The sequence below is a fragment of the Bacillus sp. THAF10 genome (assembly GCF_009363695.1).
In the GTDB taxonomy this organism is placed as follows: Bacteria; Bacillota; Bacilli; order Bacillales; family Bacillaceae_I; genus Sutcliffiella_A.
The window spans coordinates 3605238-3631393 of sequence record NZ_CP045403.1; the positions used below are offsets into that span (position 1 = coordinate 3605238).

General features: G+C 42.9%; 23 protein-coding genes. 6 read left to right on the forward strand and 17 right to left on the reverse strand.

Annotated features, from left to right (window positions below):
- The first annotated feature begins 108 nt into the window (after window positions 1-108).
- Entirely contained in the window at window positions 109-2013 is a 1905-nt protein-coding gene (gene thrS / locus FIU87_RS18500) for a threonine--tRNA ligase (RefSeq protein ID WP_152445939.1), read from the forward strand.
- Window positions 2014-2096: 83 nt separating this feature from the next.
- Here thrS and FIU87_RS18505 read toward each other — a convergent pair whose 3' ends face one another.
- Window positions 2097-2864, reverse strand: a complete 768-nt coding sequence (locus tag FIU87_RS18505; protein ID WP_152445940.1) for a class I SAM-dependent methyltransferase — start codon at window positions 2862-2864, stop codon at window positions 2097-2099.
- A gap of 571 nt (window positions 2865-3435) precedes the next feature.
- Here FIU87_RS18505 and FIU87_RS18510 point away from each other — a divergent pair.
- A complete protein-coding gene (locus tag FIU87_RS18510) occupies window positions 3436-3693 on the forward strand; it encodes a hypothetical protein (RefSeq protein ID WP_152445941.1) in 258 nt (85 codons plus the stop codon).
- A gap of 71 nt (window positions 3694-3764) precedes the next feature.
- Here the strand turns inward: FIU87_RS18510 and FIU87_RS18515 are convergent, their stop codons facing one another.
- The 6 genes from FIU87_RS18515 to FIU87_RS18540 all read right to left on the reverse strand — a co-directional run bounded on the left by FIU87_RS18515 (window position 3765) and on the right by FIU87_RS18540 (window position 9707).
- On the reverse strand, window positions 3765-5234 hold the full coding sequence (locus tag FIU87_RS18515) for an anti-sigma factor family protein (RefSeq protein ID WP_152445942.1): 1470 nt from the start codon (window positions 5232-5234) through the stop codon (window positions 3765-3767).
- Window positions 5215-5781 (reverse strand): RNA polymerase sigma factor, encoded by a 567-nt coding sequence (locus FIU87_RS18520; RefSeq protein WP_253905463.1) that lies wholly within the window; start codon window positions 5779-5781, stop codon window positions 5215-5217. Before FIU87_RS18520 ends, FIU87_RS18515 begins: the two co-directional genes overlap by 20 nt.
- A gap of 247 nt (window positions 5782-6028) precedes the next feature.
- Entirely contained in the window at window positions 6029-7450 is a 1422-nt protein-coding gene (locus tag FIU87_RS18525; protein WP_152445944.1) for an anti-sigma factor family protein, read from the reverse strand.
- Entirely contained in the window at window positions 7428-7994 is a 567-nt protein-coding gene (locus FIU87_RS18530; protein ID WP_152445945.1) for an RNA polymerase sigma factor, read from the reverse strand. Before FIU87_RS18530 ends, FIU87_RS18525 begins: the two co-directional genes overlap by 23 nt.
- 327 nt (window positions 7995-8321) lie before the next feature.
- The gene (locus tag FIU87_RS18535; protein ID WP_152445946.1) at window positions 8322-8702 is read right to left on the reverse strand and encodes a nuclear transport factor 2 family protein; all 381 of its coding nucleotides are present in this window, start codon (window positions 8700-8702) and stop codon (window positions 8322-8324) included.
- Between the two features lie 27 nt (window positions 8703-8729).
- Window positions 8730-9707, reverse strand: a complete 978-nt coding sequence (locus tag FIU87_RS18540) for an HD domain-containing protein (protein ID WP_152445947.1) — start codon at window positions 9705-9707, stop codon at window positions 8730-8732.
- A gap of 253 nt (window positions 9708-9960) precedes the next feature.
- Here FIU87_RS18540 and FIU87_RS18545 point away from each other — a divergent pair, with 253 nt between their 5' ends.
- The gene (locus FIU87_RS18545; protein ID WP_152445948.1) at window positions 9961-10659 is read left to right on the forward strand and encodes a nucleotidyltransferase domain-containing protein; all 699 of its coding nucleotides are present in this window, start codon (window positions 9961-9963) and stop codon (window positions 10657-10659) included.
- Window positions 10660-10861: 202 nt separating this feature from the next.
- Here FIU87_RS18545 and rarD read toward each other — a convergent pair whose 3' ends face one another.
- The 10 genes from rarD to FIU87_RS18595 form a co-directional block, all read right to left on the reverse strand.
- Entirely contained in the window at window positions 10862-11797 is a 936-nt protein-coding gene (rarD, locus tag FIU87_RS18550) for an EamA family transporter RarD (RefSeq protein WP_152445949.1), read from the reverse strand.
- A 91-nt stretch (window positions 11798-11888) separates the two neighbouring features.
- Window positions 11889-12356 carry a GNAT family N-acetyltransferase gene (locus FIU87_RS18555; protein WP_152445950.1) on the reverse strand — a complete coding sequence of 156 codons (468 nt, stop codon included), beginning with the start codon at window positions 12354-12356 and terminating at the stop codon, window positions 11889-11891.
- A gap of 284 nt (window positions 12357-12640) precedes the next feature.
- On the reverse strand, window positions 12641-13201 hold the full coding sequence (locus FIU87_RS18560; RefSeq protein WP_152445951.1) for a C1q-like domain-containing protein: 561 nt from the start codon (window positions 13199-13201) through the stop codon (window positions 12641-12643).
- Window positions 13202-13453: 252 nt separating this feature from the next.
- Window positions 13454-15238, reverse strand: a complete 1785-nt coding sequence (locus FIU87_RS18565; protein ID WP_152445952.1) for a hypothetical protein — start codon at window positions 15236-15238, stop codon at window positions 13454-13456.
- A 53-nt stretch (window positions 15239-15291) separates the two neighbouring features.
- Window positions 15292-16368 (reverse strand): bifunctional glycosyltransferase family 2/GtrA family protein, encoded by a 1077-nt coding sequence (locus tag FIU87_RS18570; protein ID WP_152445953.1) that lies wholly within the window; start codon window positions 16366-16368, stop codon window positions 15292-15294.
- 186 nt (window positions 16369-16554) lie between these two features.
- Entirely contained in the window at window positions 16555-17964 is a 1410-nt protein-coding gene (locus FIU87_RS18575) for a S8 family serine peptidase (protein WP_216647509.1), read from the reverse strand.
- Window positions 17965-18448: 484 nt separating this feature from the next.
- The gene (lsrB, locus tag FIU87_RS18580; RefSeq protein WP_152445954.1) at window positions 18449-19495 is read right to left on the reverse strand and encodes an autoinducer 2 ABC transporter substrate-binding protein LsrB; all 1047 of its coding nucleotides are present in this window, start codon (window positions 19493-19495) and stop codon (window positions 18449-18451) included.
- Window positions 19482-20483 (reverse strand): ABC transporter permease, encoded by a 1002-nt coding sequence (locus tag FIU87_RS18585; RefSeq protein ID WP_253905464.1) that lies wholly within the window; start codon window positions 20481-20483, stop codon window positions 19482-19484. The genes lsrB and FIU87_RS18585 overlap by 14 nt, the downstream gene beginning before the upstream one ends.
- Complete coding sequence (locus FIU87_RS18590) at window positions 20455-21486, reverse strand: ABC transporter permease subunit (protein WP_152445955.1); 1032 nt, start codon at window positions 21484-21486, stop codon at window positions 20455-20457. Before FIU87_RS18590 ends, FIU87_RS18585 begins: the two co-directional genes overlap by 29 nt.
- Window positions 21483-22991, reverse strand: coding sequence for a sugar ABC transporter ATP-binding protein (locus FIU87_RS18595; RefSeq protein ID WP_152445956.1), 1509 nt, complete (start codon window positions 22989-22991; stop codon window positions 21483-21485). Before FIU87_RS18595 ends, FIU87_RS18590 begins: the two co-directional genes overlap by 4 nt.
- 256 nt (window positions 22992-23247) lie before the next feature.
- On the opposite strand from FIU87_RS18595, the gene FIU87_RS18600 reads away from it, so the two are divergent.
- Genes FIU87_RS18600 through FIU87_RS18610 form a run of 3 tightly spaced genes read left to right on the forward strand, consistent with a single transcriptional unit; the run spans window position 23248 to window position 26131 of the window.
- Complete coding sequence (locus tag FIU87_RS18600; protein ID WP_152445957.1) at window positions 23248-24192, forward strand: sugar-binding transcriptional regulator; 945 nt, start codon at window positions 23248-23250, stop codon at window positions 24190-24192.
- A gap of 1 nt (window position 24193) precedes the next feature.
- Window positions 24194-25753, forward strand: a complete 1560-nt coding sequence (gene lsrK, locus FIU87_RS18605) for an autoinducer-2 kinase (protein ID WP_152445958.1) — start codon at window positions 24194-24196, stop codon at window positions 25751-25753.
- Window positions 25754-25774: 21 nt separating this feature from the next.
- Window positions 25775-26131, forward strand: coding sequence for a cupin domain-containing protein (locus FIU87_RS18610; RefSeq protein WP_152445959.1), 357 nt, complete (start codon window positions 25775-25777; stop codon window positions 26129-26131).
- Window positions 26132-26156 lie beyond the last annotated feature (25 nt).

The following is a 26156-nucleotide window of genomic DNA, read 5'->3' on the forward strand; positions in this document are numbered from 1 at the left end:
AACCACGGGTAGTTAACACACTCGTCCCTATTGTTGGGATGAGTGTGTTTTTTTATTTGATATGACAAAGTGCTGGGGAACAATTCCCTCAAAAAGGAGAAATGAGTGATGATAAAGGTTAAATTGGCAAATGGAGAGTACCGGGAGTTTGTGAGGGGAGTATCATTGGCGGAGGTGGCTTCGGCCCTTGGAAGTAGTTTGGGGAAAAAGGCGGTTGGTGGAAAGGTGAATGGTGAGGTGGTGGATTTGCATCATAAGCTTGTGATGGATGTGGAGGTTTCGATTTTTACTTTAGATTCTCCGGAAGGTCTAGAAATGATGAGGCATACTGCGGCTCATGTACTTGCTCAAGCAGTTAGGCGGATTTTTGGAGACGAGACAGTGAAGCTTGCAATCGGTCCTGTAGTGGAGAATGGCTTCTACTATGACATGAAATTAGAACAAAGCTTGGCACCTGACGACCTTCATGCGATAGAAAAAGAAATGATGAAAATTGTTGGGGAGAACTTTCAAATTAGTCGCAGGGAGATTTCTTATGAGGAAGCAATGAGTATCTTTAAGGATCAGCCCTACAAATTGGAGATCCTCCAAGAACTCGATCCTAGACAAAAAATCTCCATTTACCAACAAGGGGAGTTCATTGACCTATGTCGGGGTCCGCACCTCCCTTCCACTGGGATGGTAAAAGCTTTCAAGCTTACTCGAGTATCTGGGGCTTATTGGCGAGGAGATAAAAATAATGATGTGTTGCAGCGGGTTTATGGGGTTGCTTTTCCAACTAAGGCTGAACTGAAGGAATATTTGGAGGCTATGGAGGAAGCAGCAAAGCGGGATCACCGCAAATTAGGCAAACAGCTTGAGCTTTTTATGTTTTCAGAGGAAGCACCTGGTATGCCGTTTTACTTGCCAAAGGGGCAGATAGTCCGCAATGAGTTAGAGAGGTTTGCACGTGACATGCAGAACGAGGCCTCGTATGAAGAAGTGCGCACTCCTTTTATGTTAAACCAGCAGCTCTGGGAGAAGTCGGGGCATTGGGAGCACTACAAAGAGAACATGTATTTTACAGAAGTGGATGAAAAAAAGTATGCATTAAAGCCCATGAACTGTCCGGGACATATGCTTATTTTTAAAAATAAACTGCATTCGTATCGCGATTTGCCTATAAGGATGGCAGAGTTTGGGCAGGTCCATCGACATGAATTCAGCGGAGCATTAAATGGAATGCTTCGTGTACGGACATTTTGCCAGGACGATGCGCACATTTTTGTGAGAGAAGATCAGATGGAGAGTGAGATTAAGCTGGTGATGGGGTTTATCGACCGAGTGTATCGGACTTTTGGATTTGACTATTCGGTAGAGCTATCGACACGACCAGAAGATTCGCTTGGCGAGGATGAACTTTGGGAGCATTCAGAGTCTGCTCTACGAAATGTGCTAGAGAGCTTAGGAGTTTCCTATCATCTTAACGAGGGCGATGGTGCATTTTATGGACCAAAAATTGATTTTCATATAAAAGATGCCCTAAAGCGCAGTCACCAATGCGCAACAATTCAGCTTGATTTTCAAATGCCGGAGAAGTTTGATTTGGCCTATGTTAATGAGCAAGGGGAGAAAAGGCGACCGGTGGTGATTCATAGGGCGGTGTTTGGGTCGATTGATCGGTTCTTTGGGATTTTGGTGGAGCACTTTGCTGGAGCATTTCCGGTATGGCTTGCGCCAGTGCAGGTGGAAATTATTCCAGTAGCAGAGCTGCATTTGGAGTACTGCTTACAGGTGAAAGCAGCGTTAGCAGAACGAGGAGTTCGCGTGAAGGTGAATGCTTCCAATGAAAAACTGGGCTATAAAATCCGCGAAGCTCAGGTGCAAAAAATTCCTTATGCATTGGTGGTTGGGGATGCCGAAGCTGCAGCTGGTCAAGTAAATGTACGAAAATACGGCGAAAAAAAATCACAAAGTATTTCACTCAGTGAATTCATTTCTAGTGTGGTTCAGCAAATAAAAGAGCGAGGGTAAAGGAGGCAGGGGGACGGTTCTGCCGCTTCCACCAACAGTGCTAAGGTAGCTAGAAGAAACCGTTCCCCTAAGCTTGTTCCTTGTTATTTTTTCCTTACCACATAAATCATCTCATAACTCTCTGATGTTATGGGGGTTTCATTCCAATCTTGATACAGAGCGACCATCTCAAAACCATGCTGATCTAACAATCTCTTCATCTCCTGAGGGTAGGTGTAACGAAGACTGATGGTGGTGCGTTGCTCATGGGTTAACTCGCCAACCTGATTGTGAAAATTCCTAATAGTAATATAGTGTTGAATTTGGGTGAGAGCGTCATAGTCACTAATAGTAAATAGATCGACTTTTTGCTGAGTTCCGCTATCTATGTATGATTTCCAAAACTCCTTTGTAGTCGGCTGCATCAGCTCTTCTTTGCTTGGAAAACGGGTGCCAAAAATAAACACCCCACCTCGTTTCAAATGCTTACTGACAGACGCTAAGAAACCATCTTGCTCTTCGTTTGTTAAGAAATGTTGAAACGAATTTCCCACTGAAAATATGAAATTACATTTTTGGGACAGATGTAGTTTTGTACAGTCCTGCTCTACCCAATTTATGTTCAACTCTTGGCTAATGGCTTTCTCTTTAGCTTGCAAGAGCATTTTTGGGTGAATATCTACTCCGATAACAGTAAATCCTTTTTTGGCTAAAGGGATGGTTACCCTGCCTGTTCCACAAGCCAAATCAACGATTGGACCACCTTGAATGCGAGCCCATTTCTCAAGCAGGGCCAGTTCTGGAAGGTATGAATCATTCTCTATATCATACAGAGTTGGGTTATCGTATTCCTGAGCATTTTTTACATTCATGACAAATCTCCTTTTGGAGTAAAATCTAGGCAACTTCGGCCGGGTTCACACTGGAGATAAAGATTGTGGCGATGGCCGTATTGTTCTATGTATCGTTTTTTTCCTAGTACTCTTCCTCTTCATTTACTATTTATCTATTCAACTATAAATTATATCATATTTTTCCATTTTTCATCTTTAGCACAATGGAAAAGTAGAGACACAAAAATCGTTCGTACAATCGCTATATTAATATACCCCGCAAAAATTGCTTAAATTTCTCGAATGAAAATTGGGTCAAGAGGAGTAACAATGTTTTTGGAATTGATCGAGCGTTTGTTTAAATTTTCTTATGGTGGAGTAGGGATTAGGGTGTTTTATAGGTGAATTAGGGGTGCTTTTGTGTGTTATATCAATATAGCTTGCGAAAATAGCAGAAGTTTCCCGAATCCCCATATCATCGCTTTAAAATGCCGATTTGATGGAACGTTTGATTAAATTTTATTATCTGTTCTTTTTTCTGCCCCCCTCACATACTCTTGTAGTCAGCAGACGGTTTTCATTCACACCATCAAATTGGGGGTGAAGCTAGATGCATCAAAATCAGTTAGATAGCTACGTAAAGTGGTATGTAACTGGCTTTATTATGTTGGTTGCGACATGGGTGGGAACATTCCTAGTAAGCAGCTTGTATGAACCGCTAGCACTCTTGCAATTTCGCCTACAATTAAACGGTATTGCCATATTGTACTTTCTAACAATCTACTCCATTCAAGCGTTCAACCAATTCTTGTTTGAAAGAAGACGCTGCCGGCAAATTATTATTCTTTTTAACGGCCGGGAGATATGAACAAGAAAAGCAGCGGAATGTTCCTCTGCTTTTCGTTCGTTTTCTATTCCTCTTGAACCGTCCCCGCCTCACTATCTTTTAAACACGAAAACCTCTTCATCAACAGGTTTCCATATGTTAAGGATTTGGATGTCTAAAAAGTATATGGTGGTGCTGTTTGGCAGGGTGGTTTCAATGGTGAACGTCCCATCTGGTTCGACTACGATTGGGAGAATGTCTGGTGATACCCATTCTTTGTCGGTTTTGATTTCGGTTATCATGGTTTCGATGCTCTGGATGGTTGTTTTTCCTTTAATGGTGACAACCTTTGTGCTACCGTTTCCTGGTTTTGTCGTGACAGAATCAATGGTCCAGTCATTCACCTGCACATTTTTTGATTGATCTGTTAGGTCAAACTGCGTGTTCTCCGGTTCTTGAAGACGGAAGCCCTCGAGCCGAAGCAGCAGTTTTTCCTCCAATTCGATGTTTTCGTTTAACGCTATTCCCTCCGTGCGGTTGAGAAATTCAAACTCTGTTCTAAAAGCTTTCCCTCTCTCTGAATGTACGACTCTTCCACCAATGACCAACTTCTTCCCATCTTCTGTCATAACCAACATTTCCGGTTCAATAAATGGATAAAATTTAGATTCATCTCCCCGAGCCTGGAGAATAGTTTGCAGGCGCTCTTTTTCCGCTTCGGTGTAAGAGGTTTGCACGGATATTCTGTTAGAGTTATGTGCGTATTTCCATTCTAAAATTTCAGCTTGGAACGTATCAAACTCAAACTTCTCTTGGATTGATTGGTTGGAAACTGTTGCTTTGCTCTCCGTTAGATCAATCGGAACCTGCACTTTCCAATTTCCGCTAGTCATATATAATTCCTTGAATTCCATTTCAACATTAATTTTGTCTGGAAGATTTTCCATTTCTGCAGGCTTGAGCACTAATGAATCTTGATCATATGATGAAATTTCCGCCATCGGCAATTCCAAACCGTTTCCATCCGTGAGCTTAATTCTAGGAAACGGCCAATATTCCTTGTTCACCTGACTAAGATGGGTCACCTTATTTTTTTTCAAAAATTCCTCTAGCACCGCTTCACTCGGTTTCACTTCATAGAAAATCTCTATCTTTAACGGACTTGCACTAACCTCTTTAGCGTTTACAATGATTTGATCTTGGTAAGGGATTTCTTTCTCTGCCTCAACAGGAACCTTTGAAGCACTCCCCCCAGATTCCTGCTGAATTCCCCCATAAAATGCCGCTCCTACACCAAATGCCAGCACAATACTCGCTGCAGTAATCAGCTGATAGGGCCAGTTCCATTTTTTCTTTTTCGGTTGGTAAGGCTCCAATTTGCTTAACACTTCCTCATCAAATCCTGCGGGGAGCACTGGAGAGTTGATGGCTTGTTCGAGAAAACTATCTTCTTTTTGCAAGGTTTCTACCACAGCTCGGCAAGAAGGGCAAAATTCGAGATGCTTTTCGATTTTGAGTTTTTCTTCTTGATCCAGTACGCCGTCCACATAGGCTGCAAGCTGATCAAATTCGATACATTTCATGAAAATAGCCCCCTTCCTTGCGCTGCATACTGTCTCTCATTTTTTTCTTCGCTCGGTGAATTTTATTTGCCACGGTTTGCACCGGGATATCAAGCATTTCTCCAATTTCCTCATAGCTTAAGTCGTTCGTGTATTTTAGAAGAAGGATGAGGCGATCTTCCTTTGGCAAAATAGCCAAGAGCTGCTCAAGGTGCTTGTATTTTTCCTTTTGAAGATAAACCACTTCTGGCGTGAGGCTGCTGCTTTCTTTTTCATCAATAAATTCGACCGCATCTAGCTTCTTTTTTCGGAAGGTATCCATACAATGATTTACGGAAACCCGGTATAACCAGCTAGAAAAACTCCCCTTTTGATCAAATTTATCAAGCTGCTGATACACCTTAATAAAGCATTCCTGCACAAGGTCCTTTGCGTCTTCTGGATTCTTCACCATCCTTAGCACCACCGCAAAAAGCCTGTTCTTATACCGATTTATTATAAATGCATACGCCTGCTTATTCCCCGCAAGCACCTGCTCCACAAAATAACCATCATCCTGCTGCTGCAAAACTACAACCCCCTTCATACAAGTACCTCTGCCAATAATAACGTGAAGTATGGTTAGAAAATTTCAGAAAATCTAAAAAAATTCCAATCTTATAGTAATATACACTGCAGTAATTGCTACAATTTCCCGAATGAATTTTAGCCTTGGATTGGTAGTATTTCATTTGGAATTGATCGAACGTTCGTTTAAATATTATTCTCTATAAACAGAAAGGAAGCAGGAGAACTTTCCCCCTGCTTCCAGGCTTTTATTCTTCCTCTACTCTTCCGTATATCCCTTCAAAAAAGTGTACAGAACCATGATAGGAGGAACACGCGTAGGTTTCGTCTACTTCTATTCCTGTTTCTGTTATTGTAAATGCTATTCTGCAGCTACTATTGTCGTAAAAGAGGGCCACTTCTTCTTTGATGTAATGTGCTTCCCCGTTCATTTCAACGGGGATTCCATCTGATTCTGTATTTATGGAGAATTGAAAGCCCTCCTTTGTGCTGTTTGTAATCTGAAGCTCATGGTTTGCCGTTTCTTCCGTCCACAATCCTTCCACTTTAAAAGATGGATCTTCAGAATAAACTTGTGGTATCCAACTTTCTTTCACATCAAAGGTTATTCTAGAATTATCCGCATATACTCCCCGCACCTTCGTTCCCTCTGAATCATTCGGAGTATAAAGAATATAGAGCTTCCGTCCATTATCCTCCACTGTGTTAATGATTTCGCTACCGTTATCATTCCAGTTGTAAGCTATCTCTAACTCAGCAGCGGTTAAGTTCATCTTCCGATCCTCCGTTGCTACGGACTCCCAATGATCAAACACCCATTTTCCATCTTCTTTTACGATGGTAAAAATAGAAGTAGATCCTATGTGAAGCATATTTTCTAGATAGACAGAGGACACAGTAATACGATTTTCAGTTTTTTCTTCGATTTGCATTCTAATATCAAAATCTGGCTCTGGAAACAACTTAATGTCGCATTCACAATAAGCAAGTTCTGATACCCTTTTCAGTTCTCCATCTAAAAAGCTTGTTGTGGCATACGGCTCTAGTTCTGCACGCAAAATGGAATAGTCAGGAGGATTTTTTTGATTTGTCCAACGATATTGCTGACCTAAATCAAAAAAAGTTTGTTTAATCGATTCAGTTAATCTAATAATAGTTTCAGAAATTTCCTCATCCGTTAACAGGGTCGTTTCAGAAGGTTCTTCTTCGGGCTCCTCTTCTTCTTCTTCAGGGAGAGGAGGAGCAGGTGGTTCTAAATCCTCTTCCTCTGTAATCTCTTCTGTCTCCTCAATCGGGTTATCATTGTTTTCTTCTATTGGCGTTTGGTCAGTAGATTTTGGAGGACCGTCCTTAAATGCAGTGTAAAATGCTGCAAACAAACTGAGTGCTAAAAGGAGACTAGCGGCAGTTATAACAGGATAAACCCAATTACGTTTTCTCTTTTTAGGTTGATAAGGCTCCAGTTTACTTAAGACTTTTTCATCAAAATCATCGGGGAGAAAAGGCGAGTGAATGGCTTCTTCAAGAAAAGCATCCTCTGTTCGTAAGGCTTTCACTACCTCAAGGCACGCAGGACAGAATTCAATATGCTCGTTAATTTGTTTTTCTTCTTCTTGTAAAAGCAAACCATCCACAAATGCTGCAAGCTTATCGAATGTGATACATTTCATGAAAATACCCTCCTTCCTTCTGCTCCATTTTCTCCCTCATTTTTTTCTTCGCCCTGTGAATTTTATTTGCCACAGATTGAACAGGAATTTCAAGCAATTGTCCTATCTCTTCATAGGTTAAGTCTTTTGTATATTTTAAAAGAATGATGAGGCGATCCTCCTTAGATAAATGGGCCAATAGCTTCTCCAAATGCATGTATTTTTCCTTTTGTAGATAAGCAATTTCTGGAGTGACATTTACTCCCCCATGATCCTCTGAGAATTCCACCATTTCTAGCTTCTTTTTCCGAAAATAATCCATACAATGATTCACAGAAACTCGGTAAAGCCAGCCCGGAAAGCTTCCCTTCTGATCGTATTTAGCAAGCTGTTCATATGCTTTAATAAAGCACTCCTGCACTAAATCCTGCGCGTCATCAGGATTCTTCACCATACGCAGAATCACGGCGTAAAGCCTATTCTTATAGCGATTTATAATAAAAGAATACGCCTGCTTATTCCCCTTAAGCACACTATCCACATAATACAAATCATCCTGCTCCAAATCCTTCCCCCTCCTCTTAATTTCCTTATCTATCCATTATAACGTGCGAGGAACAGGAATAATTTCACAAAATTTCAAAAAAAGCTCTTTTCTATATGATTGTTGCTATAAACTAGGAAAAAGTCGGCTTTAAGACTTTTTCCTAGTCATTATTCGAAGAAAAGTTGCTTTATATTTAAAACTTCCTCCTCGAAAAGAATTCGACAGCAACGTCTAACACGCAGGAGCAACAACGTTTACGAAAACAGCCTATCAAAAAAGAAAAAAGGACGGTTCTTGCGACTCATTCAATGGTTGAATGAACCAGCAGAACCGTCCCCCTGTCTTCTAAAACATCCCGTTTTCATTTGGGGAGTCTTGAGGTACAGCTTGGCCTGTGTCCCAGACTTCGGCGATTTTGTTGTCATGGAAACGGAAAATGTGGACCACCGCGGCTCCAAGGTCCTCATGGTGCTGTTTAATGTGGGAGTGAATAACGACGGTGTTATTCTCTTCAACAGCATGGTGAATCTCCATCGTTTTATTCGGACTTTCCTTTGCGTTTTCTTCCATTGCCACCATTAGAGAGTGAGCATCACCTTTAAAATATGGATTGTGGTGAAGGAAATCGGGGCCAGAATAGCGTTCAAATGCTTCCGAAATTCTTCCCTCCACAATTAATGTTAGAAATGAAATGGCTTGATCCTTGTTTGCGTTCATTGTTTTCATCCTTTCCTATGTATTGGGTAGTAAACTCTACTGTTTTTGCACCTTTAAGAAAATGCCTTCCACAGCCTTACATCGAGCAGCTTCTCCTTGGCTGCGGATTTTTTCTGAAAGCTTTGAAGCCTTCACTAACCCGTGTTCTGTAACAACAGAAGGATCAATCAGTCTGACCTTTCCTTTATGATGAATGTCGTAATCCTTAGGGTTTTCCTCCAAAATCACTTTTTCAGATATTTTTTGTAGTAGAGATGGAAGGCGGTCGCTACCTTCTGCTTTTATTTTTGCTAAAATTTCTTGATCTGTGCCGAGAAAATCCTCTTCGTTAAGGACGTTTTGAGCAAGGGCCGTTTTCAGGACATCTGTCAGCATGACATAGCCATAAACATTCAACGGATTCATAAAGAAATCGATAACTTCCTTGTAATAGGTCTCCACGAACCACTCGGCTGCTTGGATGTCTTTTATGTAAATTCGGCCATTGATGACGGTGAGCTGCTCTAAAAATTCATGTGCTTCTTGAAGCGTTATCTTTCCGTACTGGTACATATCCCTTAATGTGTAATCAATGCGGTCCGCACAAAGCTCAGGTGCTAATTGCTCGAGCAGGGTCCACTTTGAGTCATCATGGAGAATGTCTTTATCCCGGTAATGATAGTTATTTAGAATAGAAGGAATCTCCGAGTTCGCAATCACCTTTTGAAAAATTAATTCATGATAGTTTTCTTCCGGATAGTCAAGAACAAGGTCAATGACGTGGGAAAAAGCCGTGTGCGAAACGTCATGCAACAGTCCAGCGATCTGCTCCTCTACCGAACCACCAAGCCTACGAATCAACAGCATCACTCCAATGGAATGCTCATACCTCGTCACATTCCAATCTGGATTCACCAAATACGACGCACCGCCCTGATGCACGCCTTTTAACCGCTGAACTGGCAAGCTTCTCACCAGTTCAGCCAAAACATCCTCAATTACATACTCTCCATATAATTCGTCATAAAGTAACATAGGTCCTCCTTTTGTTTGAACCAAAGGGACGGTTCTCGTGTCTCGCTTTGGCGTCAAGTGAGACAAGAGAACCGCTCCCCCGCCTCTTCTTAAAACACATGTTTAAAACTGTCTCCACGAAAAGAGCATTACAGCAACGTTGATTTCGTGTAGCTTAAAGCTTCACTATACACAATAGCCACAAAGTTTGAGATAACAGTCTATAATAAAGTATAAGTAGAAAAAAGTAATCATTCAATTGTTGGAGGATTTTATGATGAGATTAGCGCCAATGGATGCAGCGAAGCGTTTTGTTGAGGAGTATCATCCGGATTGTGAGTTTGCCCTGTTTGCCGGAAGTGCTGCGAAAGGGGTAGCGACAGAGAGTTCTGATTTAGATATTTTGGTATTTTATGAGAGTCAGCCTAACACGCGGGAAAGCTATGAGCGATACAATTGGAAAATCGAGTCTTTCGTTCATAACTTCGCTTCCTATAAAGAATTTTTTGCAATGGAGAGAAAAACTGGGCGACCTGTATTGGCAAACATGATAAACGAAGGCATTATTTTAAAGGATAGCCCGGCCATCGGTTCTGTTAAAGAGTATGCAGGCCGTTATTTGCAGGAAGGTCCGGAGCCGTTAACACCTGCTTATATAGAAGCCTCTCGATATTTTACTTTTGATCTAGTAGATGACTTTGTTGATGCGAAAAATGAGGAGGAAGCATTGTTCACATTGAACCTACTTTCCACACAGGTTGCTGAATTTTTGCTTCGCTACAACGGGCAGTGGATTGGCAGGGGGAAGGGGTTAGTGAGGGCATTAAAAGCTTATGACCAAGAGATGGCAGAGCGCTATTTTCACAGTTTGAAAGAATTTTATCAAGAAAATAACAAGCAACCCTTTGTAGAGTTGATTTATGAAATCTATGAGCCTCTTGGTGGGCCGGTGTTTGATGGGTTTAAGCGGTAGAAGGGGATTGGGGAAGATGTGTGGCTTTGTTTTTTCAGCCGAAATGGAATTTTTTCAGCCGGATTTTCAATAATTCAGCCGATGCGATAGCTTTTTCAGCCAAAACGAGGAACAATTCAGCCACTCGACATTAACAAACAAATTACGCCCGTGACAAAAGAAAAGTGCTGCCAACGTTTAGGCAGCACTTTTTACTCCATATTCATCCCTTCACCGAGGCAAGAGAACCGTCCCTCCGCCTCCATTTTCGCAAGCTCAACGTGTAGATAGCGAGTGCGCTCCAGATGCAGGTAAATGCAATGAGGTGCGCATTTGTGAATGGTTCGTTGAAGAGGTAGACTCCGAGAATTAATTTAATCGTTGGAGCAAAGTATTGAAGCAAACCGACCATCGATAGTGGAATGCGTTTGGCTCCCGTTGCGAAAAGCAGTAACGGGATGGCTGTGACGACTCCAGCAAACATAAGTAACGCAGTGAGCCCGAAGCTCTCCCCGAACGCACCTGCTCCATCTGCGCTTCGATGCACATACGTTAGGAAAATCAACGCAAACGGCGTAATGAGTAGCGTTTCAATCGCAAGCCCAACCAATGCGCCAACCTGGACCATTTTTTTAATCAATCCATAAAAAGCAAAGCTCACCGCAAGCATGATGGCTACCCATGGAAACGTTCCGTAGCTAATCGTCAACACCAGCACGCCAACTCCAGCTAAAATAATAGAAAGAGTTTGCAAGCCTGAGAGTTTCTCCTTCAAGACAATGACGGCTAGTAAAATACTAACAAGCGGGTTGATGTAGTAACCAAGGCTCGCCTCAATCACTCGGTCTGCGTTTACTGCCCAGATGTAGAGACCCCAATTTATGCTAATAAATATCGAGGCTAAAGATATGGCAAAAAACCGCTTCCGATTGGTCACAAGTGCTTTTAACTCAAAGGTGAACGTTGGCACTTTCCGAATCACGACCAAAATCAACAACATAAAAACAAGCGACCAAACAATTCGGTGCGCTAAAATTTCCCCAGCTGGTACATCATCCACCAGCTTCCAAAACAATGGGAGAAAGCCCCACAATATATACGATAACCCTGCACACAAGATGCCAATTCCAAACTCTTTATTTCCTGCTGTATCACTCATCGCGCAGCTACCTCGATTTCATCATGTTTGTAACCAGTGTAGGCCCGCTATCGGAAAAAAGCAACGAAAATGTTTCGAAAATCGGAAGAAGCTACCACTTTCCATCAAACGCATAAACGAATAACTCTTCCCCATTATCTGAATCAACAATCCCAGTATCCTTAAACCCGTTGAACTGATAAAACTTTTTCGCGCGTTGATTTTCTTTTAATATACTAATTACGATTTCTTCTACCTCGTATGTATGGGAGATGTGCTCCTTCACCAGTTCCAATGCCTCTTTCCCTAGACCACGTCCTTGAAACTTCCTGTCTATCATAAATCGATCTAACCAAATGTATCTCTCCTTCAAGGCTCCTACCATCACGAACCCAACAGCCAGCCCATCCAAGTAGAGTCCAAAGCACTTCCAGTCATGTTTCTTATCATATGCAGCCTCAAGCAAGGAAATTTCATTGGGCTCGATAAAGTTTTCCTGACTTTTATTCACCTTTAAATCTATTATCTCACGCCAGTTTTCCGATTGAACTGGTACTAAAATCAAACCATTATTATTCATAAAATACCCTCCTAAACCCTTCTACTATTTCGCCAATCCACCCGGTATCACCTTTCAAGATTGTTGCTATTAACTTGGAAAAAGTCGACTTTAAGGCTTTTTCCTATCTTTTTCCGAAGAATAATTGCCACATGTTTAAATCTTCTTCCACGAAAAGAGCACGACCTCAACGTTGATTACGTTTGTTTTATCTATACGCAGTAGCTACAAAGTTTACGAAAACAGCCTTCAATAAAAACAAACAGTCTGATGACTTTGTCCACATCAGACTGAAATTGACACTTCTATCTATATTTCGCTGCTTCAAAGCGCGTGCTAAAGGATGGATTGTTTTCTGAAATTGCTCCTGGGGTTGTGCTGGTAACGTAAATTTCAACCAAGTCTCCTTTTTGAAGCTGGAGAACGGTGGAGACGTTGATTGTATTTCCGACTAGAAGCTCGTTGATTGAAGAGAAAAAGTCGTTGTCGGCAGCAACGGATGTACCGTTTACACGAATTTCTAGACGCACACGATATGGAATACTATCATCATCTGGAAAAAAAGTAACGGTTCCTGCCACATAATAAACGCCGTCTTTACGTGGGATAAAAGTAGATTCATTTGCATCATAAATTTTACCAATATCAAACTGTTCATTTTGAAACAGCACTTTATAAAATTCACGCGCAGCTTCCATTCTTTGAACCGCATCATTCACGGCACGAAATGCTGCAGTTTCCCTTCTTCCACTACGATCATCACACTCTACCTTCACATGAACATTCGTCTTGCACTTACAGTCAGCCTTCGGAAGATCTACATACCTCGCAACCGTATGGCAACAATAGATATACTCATCACTCATTGTTTATCACCTCATTTTCGAGGAACTAAGAAAAAGGCGACCTTACCCCAGGCCATCCCACCTATCTAGTAAACAGGAAACTTCCCTGAAGCACTCATCCCCTTCTTTTCTCTATTATTCTATGAAAAAATTAGTAGAGTGTTTGGGGAAATGACTTGTAGAGTGTGGAATTATTGGCGGAACGAAAAAGGGGACGGGTTCTCTTGGCTTCCTCGCGTGTGGCGATGAGCCAGGAGAACCGTCCCCCTCCCCTTACTCTATTGGACTCAAAGTAATTTGAGTTTCACTTGTTTTCATTATTTTATAGATGCCTGTGCTGCTTGTTCCGGATTGGAAACCAGCGATGTGACCTGTGATGTCATGGTCCTGGTCCACAATTACTAGGTAGTCTGCGGCTTCTAGTTTTTCTTGAAACTCATTCATTTCCTCGTCTGTTTTTATACTGCGGGCAATAGTAAAGTTTCGATTAAGCTGCACATACTTCAGAATAAAATCTAAATAGCCCCTGTCGTCCAAGCTTTCAGGACTGTAATAAAGAACCTTTGCGCTGTGAGCATTCGCATTCAGCAGCTTTTGATATTGATCTTTTATTCCCAGTCTGATTGAGTCTTCTGTATCAGGCCGCTCCATCACAATTTTTCGCAAGCTATCTTTTAAAGGATAGACCATGACCAAACTTAGCAACACGATAATCAAGCCTTGCACCATGGTATTTTTTTTAACATGGAAATTCTTTGACCATTCATACACAAGGGCGGCCATTAAAACTCCCGCACAATAGATGATAATCGTTGCTAAATACCTTAGAAATCCTGCTAATCTCACAGCCTCGTTTTCTGGCATTAAAAATAAATACATCGAATATAGCGTAAATAGGTAGAAAACATAGGCGGCATTTGCATAAATCATACTCGCCAGGAGTACCTTAGCGATTCTTTTGTGAACAATGGCAAAATAAAGAATGCTTACCAATACCAAGACATTCAGAATAAAAAATGCTTGAATGGCTGGCGTATCGAAGTTCAGGGAGGAATCTATCAGCATCGGCCCAAGGTTTTGGATAAATTCTGCTGATTTATTTTCCTGTACATTTAGTATTTTCGAACGGTTAATATCAAACTTATGATAGGCTGGCTCCTGGTAAACCTTGTCCACGTATTTGCCCCACAAAAAACTGCAGGAAAGCGGAATAACGATGACAACCAGCACAACACGTACCAGCGCTTTCAGAAAATTCCCCTTAATAGTTGGATCTTTTCGTTGATTTTGTATTACAAAGTAAAGCAACAAACAAATGTTATACAAGAAAAATAATTTTCCGCTATCTTTGATAAGTAGCAACAAAATTAGGATAGGTGCATTTACAGCGACACTTTTACGCCAATCTTCCCGATAATAAAAAGCGATAACGGTGATGGCGAGAGCGACCATACCAAGTAATCCATCCACTAACAAGGTGTATATATAGTTACCGTTCATGGCAAGAATGGACAATGCTGCACCGAATGCCAGCAAGGCACCCCCAGCATTTTTCCATGAAACGAAAATAAATAACACACTGAGTGCCGCTGCAATGAAGAATGCTTGCGCCATCAACGCATAACTCTCTGCATATCCAACAATAGTAAGTATGTAAAAAAGGAACGTGGCGCTTCCTGGTGGGTAATTTTTAAAGCCAATGGTAGTTCTTCCATCTGGTAAGCCCCCAACCTGAAACATTTCTTTTACAATAAGCCCCCAATGGCTAAAATCATCATAATGAGAATGAATCACCCCTTGGAAGGTCAGTAAAATAACAGCAACAGACGCAAGAAATACAACCGTTGCTGGAGTGAAAAGGGGAAGAAGTACAACCTTTCCTCTGACGAAAAGAAAAAGATAGTACAAGGCTAATAATAAGCCAAGCAAAAAAATAACCCATACCATGAAAGGCATGATGTTCAAAAGTCCCGCCCCAAAAACAACGGCAGTTATTCCAGAAAAAATAACTAGCGGAATAACAGCCGGGTGGACGCGCCATTTATCATAAACAAGCATTCCCCATCCTGCGAAGGACAGAAATAATATTCCAAAAGAAAAAAGAGCACTGATCACTGAGTTTCACCTATCTTTATTTGCTGCCTCTTGAAAACCCACTCACGCTGGATGACGAAGCTCATTAAAAACAGTAGGAAATCCACGATAACTTTGATTCCCACTTCACCAAAACCGATAAGTTGAAAGATTAAATATACTGCTGCAGCGGAAGTGAGCATTTGCCCAACTGCTAAGATAAAATATTTCACCATAGCCCGTGGAGAGGCAGATTTAAACACAACATTTCGATTAACCATAAAATTAAATAATGCCGATAATACACGGGCAAGGATTGTTGCGTAAATAATATAAGTATCCACAAACACCCCATTAAGCAACATTACAAATAGGGCAAATAGTAACACATCCAAACCAAATGATAGCGCCGATGAAACGGCAAATTTCAAGAAAACGGAATAAATTTTGATGGAATCAATGATCGGATTAAAATGAGAAGACTTATTTTCTTCTATATAAATCGTTTCAATGGTGACTTCTTCAATATCAATATCATTAGCCTTGCATTCTAGTAACATATTCATTTCAAATTCATAGCGTTGCCCACCAACATGAAGCAGCTTTTCGAGGAAACGAACTGGTATCCCCCTCAAGCCTGTTTGTGTATCAGAAATCTTCAGTCCACAAGCAAACCGGGCTACACCTTTTGTCAATACATTTCCAAATCTGCTTCGAAAGGGGATATCCTCACCAGAAAAATCCCGTACACCTAGTACTAGACTTTCTGGGCGTTCACAAAGCCTTTTCGCAACCTTTTTCATATCCTTTACAGCATGCTGTCCATCGGCATCCACTGTAACTAAGCCTGGTGAATCAGCAAACGTATCCAAAAAATAAGCAAAGGCTGTTTTTAATGCCTGCCCTTTCCCTTTGTTTACCTCATGCTTGAGAATCGTGCATTCGCTAATATTCGTTAAACTACTAAATATTTGGTCGCACTCCGAATTACTGCCATCATTCACCACAATAATTCTGTCAAAGCCTTCTTTTACAATAGAATTCACTAATTCTGGTAATTTCCCATCTGGATTATAAGCCGGGATTAACACCCCAACACTACTCAAACTATGCAAACTAACTCCTCCAATTACTTACTTTCATCTATAAAAATGACAAATATGTAAATTCATTACCCGTCTATCTTATAATTAAATCACTAATAAAAAAAGTAAAAAGTATGTAAAAATAAAACAGGGGGACGGTTCTAGCGATTCATTCCATGTTCGAATGAACCAGGAGAACCGTCCCCCGCTTCCATATTATTTCAAGGCAAATGCTGCCTTCACTGCTTCATACGCATTAACATATCCTGCTCCAACTTCCCATGATTGATGACCAGCCATCGGAGTCGCCGTATCTTGAATAATCTGTTTCACTTGGTCTGGTGTGAGGTTTGGATTTGCCTCCAGCAACAATGCCGTGATTCCTGCGACATGCGGCGTTGCCATCGATGTTCCGCTCATCACGGTATAGAATGGCAGATGCTCAGGAGCAATCATCTGAATATCCTTTGGTGCCGATAGGCCGGAAAGCGGCGCAATTACTCTTGTCGAAATGATGTCCACACCTGGTGCGACAACGGTTGGCTCATCCTTCCATGTCCACTGTTTTCCATCCATTTCAAAGGTTCCGCCGACACCTTCCGTTCCACGCGAAGAAAAGTCAGCTAACGCCCCATCCTTCGTACCAGCTCCAACTGAGATTACCCATGGAGCTTTTGCATATGGATTATGGGTGTTCTCATCTGGACCTTCATTTCCAGCTGCAAACAACACAACAATTCCACTATCATACGCTTTTTTACTCGCGATATTAATCGGGTGATTCGGATCAAAATCTCCGCTGCCACCCCAAGAATTCGTAATCACCTTAATGTTGTACTCATCTTGTTTCTCAAGCGCATAGTCAAATCCGCCAATGCCATCTAAAATAAACAGCCCAGCCCCAGAACCATAACCAATTAAGTCCGCTCCAGGTGCGACACCTTCGTGAAGACCATCAGACATTGCCCCAGTTCCACCAACTGTTCCAGCCACATGCGTACCGTGCCCTGAATTCGTATCCGTGTTTGGCACATTCTCTACATAAGGCACCGGCACAATACCAGTGAGACTCTGCAAATTCGCTGATCCAAGCACATTTTGCACCAGATTTTTTCCAAACTGGTGGTCCTGATGTGTACCGTCTACACCACTGTCATTCACTACAACGCCCACACCTTTACCTGTAACAGGCAAGCCACCATTCTGCTGTTTAAAATTTTCATCAGCTCTTGCTCTGTCAACACCAGTGTACTCTGTGGACTCGGCATTATAATAAGTCAATTTTTCATTTAAAACTACAGAACGCACTTCCTCCTGCTGTGATAGCTCCTCCACTTGAGATTTGCTTACCACTGCTCCAACCATCGGTAGGGATTTCAACGAAACGGCCTTGGAAATTCCAAGCGTCTCTAACAACTCAAGATTTGCAGCTGTTGGCTTATCGTCCCCATGAAACGTCACAATCACTTCAACGGGACCTTTCTCACTCTTTAACTTACTCCAAACCTTATCCTCTACAACATTCCCACTCGTGCTCGTGCTCGCACTCACCGACGAAAACACCGGCATCACCAACACCAACACACAAAATACTGCCAACAACCTTTTCCCTACCAAGCCACTCATCAATATGCCTCCTTGTGAAGCAGGGGGACGGTTCTGGTGGCTCCACTTGCTCCTGACTTCTCATGCCATTTCACAAGCTCCCAATTCTGCCACTATCCCTCGTCTCGTCTACTTTTTATGATATTGTAAATGACTCCTACCCTTTTATAACTATTTTGAATCTTCTATGTATTTTCGATTCCATTTTATTAAAAAGGCTAATATTATTCAAAGGTAATGATAACCAGGGATAGAAAACTATTCTAAAATAAAGCGAAAAAATTGCTTTAAAATGTCACTTTTCATTTTGCGCTGGTTTCCTCATGTGAAAATTTCATTTGATGGAACGTTTGATTGAAAAATATTATTCGAGGATAAAAGGGGATAGTTTTTTAGAATATGAAAAATCGACATAGAAAAAGCCTACTTGGGGGTGGATTTTTTTTTGTGGGTGGTTAGTTTAAAGAAAAAAAGGCAGGAGAACCACCCCCCTGCCCCACTCATATTAAAAGTCATAGTTGTCGATGTTGTCTTTGGTGAAGATAACACGTTCTGGCAATAGGATGATGCCGCTGTCGTCGGCGGTGTAGTCGTAGCCTTGGATGGTGTTTGGTTCGATTTTGACGGTACCGATGTTAGGAACGTCGAATTCGTCGCCGACTTTAAGCTCCTTGCCTTCCACAGTCATCAGGTAGGCCACGTAAGCTGCTAGTGCGCCTTGTTGTTTCACATCCCATAGACCGAATTGCTCCACGGTTCCACGCTTCACATAGTCGCGCATAACGTTTGGTGTGGAGAATCCTGTAATGACCACTTCCCCGTCCTTGCCTAAGTTTTCTGCAGCCTGTGCCATTGCTGGTAGTGCGGTTGCGTCTGGGCAGATGATGGCGTCGATGTCTTCATAGGTTTGCAGGATACTTTCTCCAACCGATAACGATTTTTGGGCATCATTTTCACCAAACTGGGTGGTCACAATTTCCCAGCCTGGGTAATCAGCTGCAATAATTTCCTTCGCTTTTGTTACCCATTGGTTTTGGTCTGTTACCGTTGGGGAGGAATAGAAGAAGGCTACTTTGCCTGTATCCCCAATCTGGTCAGACGTCATTTTGATCAATAGCTCTGCAAGCTGTTCTGGTGTTCCCTGATTGATATAGAAGGAGCGGTCTTTTGGGTTCACGTCGGAATCCCATGTAATTATTTTTACCCCTTTATCTTTGGCACGCTGTAATGCCTGACTTAAGCCATCCACGGACACCGATGAAATCATCAAGGCGTCATATCCCTGGTTTACAAAGTTGTTGATGAACTGTACCTGTCCTGCAACTGTGGCCTCCGTTGGTCCATCATACTTTAGGTCCACTTCAAGCGAATCGGCCATTTCCTTCGCACCTTGACCACCAGACGTAAAGAACCCTACACCCGTTAGCTTCGGAATAAAGGCGAGTTTTACATCTTTAGCGTCTTTTGCCTCGTCGCCACCTCCGCAAGCTGCCATGAACACTCCCAACACAAGCACAAGCACCAATAAGCAAATCAGTCTAGCTTTTCTCATCTGTCATATCCCCCTTGTAAAATAACCCTAAGATTGCGTGCCATTTTGCATACTTCAGAATTACTGCAAGAATCAGGATGCTGCCTATGACCACACTGATATGCGGGCTCGATAACCCACTCATCTGAAGACCGTATTGCATCAAACCAATGAACACACAAGCAATGGCAGTACCTAGCACACTGCCTCGCCCTCCAAAAATACTTGTTCCACCAAGTACTACTGCCGTAATGACGGGCAGTACTGCTTCAGCACCAAGATCAGAACGTGCTGAGCTAAAATAGGATGTCAGCACAATTCCCCCGATACCACCTCCAAGACCTGATAGCATATACGTACTCATGACAGTCCATTTTGTTTTAATGCCACTAAAAGCAGCTGCATTTATATTGATCCCCACCAGGAACACGTTACGCCCGTAGCGTGTGTAATGGAGTAAGATCCCAAAGATAATAACACTTATTACAATCAGCCATATCGGGTTTGGGACAGCTAATACCTTTCCATTTGCGAGCTCGACAAAGCTTGCTGGAAATCCACTGATCCCCTCATACCCAGAGGCACTGGAGCCACCTGAAATGACAAGCGCGATTCCTGAGAATAAAAACATCGTTCCAAGTGTGACGACAAGCGGCTGGACAGTAGTAAAGGCAACAAGCGACCCGTTCACCCCTCCTGCTATCACTGCCACCAACAAGCCCACCATCAAAGCGAGCCACACCGACATCCCGTTCATCCAAAGCACCCCAACGACAATGGAGGTCAGGCCCATCACCGAACCAACGGATACATCGATGCCACCTGTGATGATGACAAAGGTCAAAGGAATAGCAGCTAGCACAATAAACGCGAAATCATTCATGCTGTAGAGTAAGTTATCGAGCCGCATGAACCCTGGGGAGAGGATGCTAAACAGCATGCATTCCAAAACAACGAAAAGGACAAGAACCGCTTCCCATCTACGTAACATCGTCCAGCTGCTTGCCATTGGCAGACCCTCCTTTTTCTAGCGGCCCCAACACTTTCTGCCGTTTTATTTTGCTCTCTTTTTTTACAAACGCCTGAAACCGCGAATCGCCTACTACAATAATCAATAATAGAAAGCCGAAAATGGCATTGTTCCAATAGGCTGGTATTTTTAAAAAAACTAAGGAATTGGTGATAGAAGTGAGGAAGATTGCACCTAAGCCGGCACCAATAACGGTTCCGATCCCGCCAGTCAGACTCACTCCGCCAAGCACGGCTGCAGCGATAACCTGAAGCTCTAGACCTGTTCCGGTTTGATTGGGAACAAATCCGATGTTCATGACAAATACAAGAGAGGCAAGTGCAGCGGACACGCCTGATAAAATAAAGGCAAGTACCGTTACCTTACGTACGGGTATTCCGACAAGTCGCGCACCGTCGGCATTATCCCCAACAGCAAAAAAGTAGCGGCCAAAACGGCTTTTCGTTAACCAAACATGCGCAGCCAACAAAAGTCCAAGCGAAATCCATACGGGTAAATTCAAGCCAACGAAGGTCACTCCAGATAATTTTTTATAAAAATTGGGGATGTTTTCGATCCACATTCCTTTTGTAAAAATAAGCATAAGTCCTCGAATGATTCCAAGCATTCCTAGTGTCATAATAATAGAAGGTACGCGAAGGTAGGACACACCGATGCCGTTCACTAGACCAACCACTGCCCCAACGATAAGCACCGCAGGAATCACTACCCAAAGGCTGTATCCCCCAACCAACAAGACACCGCATACTGCTGCCGATAAACCCATGATGGATCCCACAGACACGTCTATATTGGCTGTGAGAAGCACGAAGGATTGACCAACTGCCATAAGCAACAGAATGACACTTGCTTTTACTAGCAGCGAAAGGGATGCGGCGGAAAAGAAGGAAGGATTGAGGCTTGTGACAAACAGCACATACGCGACAAACAAAAGCACAATGGACCATTCTCTTGCTTTTAGCATTTTCATGAGGAAGGTCATTTCCCCACCTCCTGTTCTACACCAAAAGCAAAGGACGCAATGTTATCTGGGGTAATGTCTTCACGCACGTCAAACCTTTTGACCAATTTTCCTTCATATAAAACAATCACTCGGTCACTTAAGCGCACAATCTCTTCCATATCAGAGGAGATGAGAATAACCGCTAAGCCCAAATTTTTTAGCTGCTGGATGATTTGATAAATGTCTTTTCTTGCATTAGCATCAATTCCCCTCGTCGGCTCATCAAGAATGATGACCCGCGGGGAAGCGGCCAGGCATTTGGACAGCACTACCTTTTGCTGATTTCCTCCAGAGAGGTTTTGCACTTCCTGCTTGCTACAGGAGGCTTTAATTTGAAACTTCTTTATATAGCTTGTTGCAAGAGCATGTTCCTTTGAAAAAGGCAGAAAAAAGTTCGTGAGGTGATGAAGAATAGTAGAGGAAATATTGGATTGAATAGAAGTGAGTGCAAAAATTCCATGTTTATGACGGTCCTCCGGAACATAAATCAGGCCTTGATCCAACCGCTCTCTGACAGATAAGTGCTGAACTTTTTTCTCGTGTAGGATGATTTCACCATTTTCGATGCCACTTAGACCGGTAATGGCTTGTGCGAGCTCTGTTCTTCCGGCCCCCACTACTCCAGCAACTCCAAGGATTTCTCCAGAAAATAAGGAGAAGCTGATGTCGTGGAACTTTTGTGAAGTTAGCTTTTCAAGCCTTAAAATGGGAGCAGTCTCGCGGTCACATTCTGTTTCCACTTGAGATTCCTGCCCATTTTCCTTGATTGCCCCCTCTGGCATCAGGCTTGCAAGCAGCCTTTCATAAGTAAATGCTGACACCGGCCCTTGTGCAGAAATAACACCGTCGCGCAGAACAGAAACACTGTCGGCAATGCGAAAAATTTCTGAGAAGCGGTGGGTGATATAGATGACGCCAATGCCCTCATTGGTAAGCCGCTTTATTGTTTGAAAGAGGCTGTCAATTTCCCCAAAGGTTAAGGTGGAAGTCGGCTCATCTAATATGAGAATGTCTGCTTCCCGAGCCAAGCCGCGGATAATTTCCACAAGCTGCTGCTCTGCAATCGAAAGCGAGAATGCCGTTTCTTCTAGGTTTAATTTCCAACCAAGCTTCTTGATCAAGCTCTTTATTTTAGCTTTTAGCACTGATTTTTTTCCTGGTAGGCCAATGGTGATATTCTCTTCCACCGTCATGTTCGGAAAGATAAGAGGCTCCTGGGGGACAAGGTAGATGCCATGCTGATGCGCTTCAGAGGTGGATAAAAACCGAACCCGCTTCCCCTTTACCGTCATCCTTCCTCGGTCCGCAGAATAGAATCCCGTGATAATTTTCATCAGAGTTGACTTGCCCGCTCCATTTCCGCCAACCACTGCTTGAACTTCACCTGCATAGACAGAAAAATGTATCCCATTTAACACCTTACTGCCCGCAAATTGCTTAAACATCTCTTCTATTTCAAGGAGTGGAGCATTCTTTGCCTCCATGGTTTTGTTCACCACCTTGTGTGTCAATTTTTTTAAGCGCTTACAACATAAACATATGTCAGCATGGCACAAATATGTTCACAGATATGCGAGGGTTGAAAATTTATTACACAGGCATATCCGCAAGTATTCCTCTGTTCTTTTCTTTTTCTAAAAAAGGATTTCTAGTTCTTTTCTATAGAAGCGGTGGATATATTTTGGATTAAGCGCGAACAATTTTCTCCTGTGCGCACATTTGTGGAGGAGTGTAGAACAGATGATACAAGATCGCTACACAGAAAACTTACTTATTAAGGTCGCCTGGTATTACTACAAGGAAAATATGACCCAAAATGAAATAGCCTCACTACTGGAAATCTCCCGTACCAAAGTGGTTCGCTTATTAGAGCGAGCACGTTTAGAGGGGGTTGTGCAGTTTCAAATACGAGGCATGGAGACAAATGGTTTAAAGGTGGAGAAAGAGTTCCAAGAAGCCTTCGCACTATCCAATGCATTCATTATTCCTACCCCTCCTGATCGTGATAACCTTAGCGACAGCTTATCCCGTGCCGCCTCGCAATTTCTTAATCATAAGCTGGAACCTGATGACCTTGTGGGCCTTGGCTGGGGAAAAGCCGTATCCCGAACCATCGATTACCTTTCTATGGAGCCAACCAGCGCCGTATCTGTTGTTACCTTAACCGGGGGTGTCAACTATTATCTTCATAACCGGACAACACAGGATCGAGGAATGGAAAAATTCCGCCACATCCACGTCATTCCAGCTCCCTTTCTCGCTTCCTCTGAAGAAATGGCGGAAAGCTTACTGGCAGAGCCCTCCATTAAAGAAATTCTGTCACTTGGCCGCTTGAGTAAATATATCCTTGTTGGCATTGGCGGTGTTTGTCCAGAGGCAACGATTATTCAAGAGGAAAAAATGACATGGAATGAGCTGACATTCATTAAACAGCAGCAAGCTGTTGGCGATATTTTAGGACAATTTTTTGATAAAAACGGGGAGGTGCTTCCTCTTCCTCATCACAAAAGATTGATAGGCATGTCACTAAAGGATTTAGCTAAAAGAAAAAATGTCATTGCAGTCGCTGGCGGCGAGAAAAAAACAGAAGCGATCTATGGTGCGCTTAAGGGCGGCTATGTCCACACTCTCGTTACCGATGAAGAAACGGCTTACTCCTTATTAAAAATGGAGGTGCAAGTGTAGCATGGAGCACATTTTATCACTAGATGCGGGAACCGGTAGCATCCGCGCTGTATTGTTCAATAAGGAAGGAAAGCAACTCGGTGTAGCTCAACAGGAATGGACCCACCATGCGGACCCTCGCTATCCGGGCTCGATGGATTTTGCTTGGGAAGCGAACTGGGAAAAGGTAGTGAACTGCATTAGGGAAGTGCTTCGAACGACAGGAATCCCCCCTTCCACCATAAAAGCCTTAAGTGCCACAAGCATGAGAGAGGGCTTGGTGCTCTATGACGAGGACGGACGGGAAGTTTGGGCGTGTGCCAATGTCGATGCTCGTGCCGGATACGAAGTAAAGGAATTAAAGGAACGCGATGAGCACATGGAGCTCGATATCTATAATATGTCTGGGCAAACCTATGCCCTCGGCGCTATTCCACGTCTTTTATGGTTAAAAAAACATGAGCCACAAATCTATGAAAAAGTGGCTTGCATGACCATGATTAATGACTGGATTCTCTATCGGCTTTCAGGGGTACTACAGGTGGACCCATCAAACGGCTGTACAACAGGATTGTTTGACTTAGAGAGTCGAGGCTGGAAGGTAGAAATTGCCGAACGCTGCGGGCTGAAAGCTACTATCTTCCCTCCAGTTCATGAAGCTGGGAAGGTGATTGGTACAGTCTCAGAGGAAGCAGCTTCACGGTGTGGACTTTCCCCTTCCACCCTAGTCGTGGCAGGCGGTGGCGATGCACAGATGGCTACAGTTGGCGCTGGGGCTATCGCCAACGAACAAACCGTCGTTTCCGGCGGCTCTTTTTGGCAGCAAGAAGTCAATATCAAGGAGCCCTTGGTCGATAAATCCGGCCGTATTCGTGTGAATTGCCATGCCGTTGAAGGTCTTTGGCAGCTGGAAGCAATCGGCTTTTTCCCCGGTCTTGTGATGAGATGGTTCCGAGATGCCTTTTGTCAGGAGGAAAAGCAAAAAGCAAGTTTCACGGGTCGAGATGCCTATGAAATTTTGGAGGAGAAAGCACGGACTGTACCAGTTGGTTCCAACGGCATCCTCCCCATTTTTTCTGACACGATGAACTATATCGCCTGGCGTCACGCGGCACCATCCTTTTTGAACCTCAGCTTAGATGCCGAACGCACCGGTAAAATGGAAATGTTCAAGTCGCTTCAGGAAAACGCTGCATTAGTAACACTCGGAAATCTGCTTCTCATTAGAGAGTCCACAGGCTTTTTTCCAAAAGAAGTTATTTTCGTAGGTGGAGCATCAAAAGGCAAGCTGTGGAGTCAGACACTAGCAGATGTGCTTGGTGTCCCTGTAAGGGTTCCTGTCGTGAAGGAAGCTGCAGCACTTGGGACTGCGATGTTCGCTGGATTAGGAGCTGGAATGTTTGCTTCCATTGAGGAAGCCGCTGCAACCGTGGTCGAATGGGAATGCACATACATGCCAGATTTAGAGAATCATAAGACCTATCTAGAAATCTATGAAAAATGGCGCAAGGTGTATATCGAACAATTAAAGCTTGCCGACATCGGCCTCACATCACATATGTGGAAGGCTCCAGGACTTTAAGGTTTGAGAGGAGGTGAAGAAATGAAGAAAGTGAACGAGAGGGAGTTTGAATACAGGTTTGGCGATAATGGACCGAAGTATTTGACCAAGGGACCAAATGTGGATTTAGGTGTTGTAGTGCTAAAGCCTGGCCAGGATTTTCCGAATCACTACCACACCGAATGCGAGGAAATCTTCTATATTTTAGAGGGCGAAATTGACTTTTACATTAATGGAGAAAAAGTCGAGGCCAAACCAGGCGACATGATTCAATGCAGACCAGGTGACTCCCACTACTTAATCAATCAGTCCACCGAGCGCTTCAAAGCCGTCTTCATTAAGTCACCGCACATTGGTAGAAATGACTCGGTCGTGATAGAAAAACCGTCGATAAAATAAACACGCTTTTTGAACATTAAAGAAG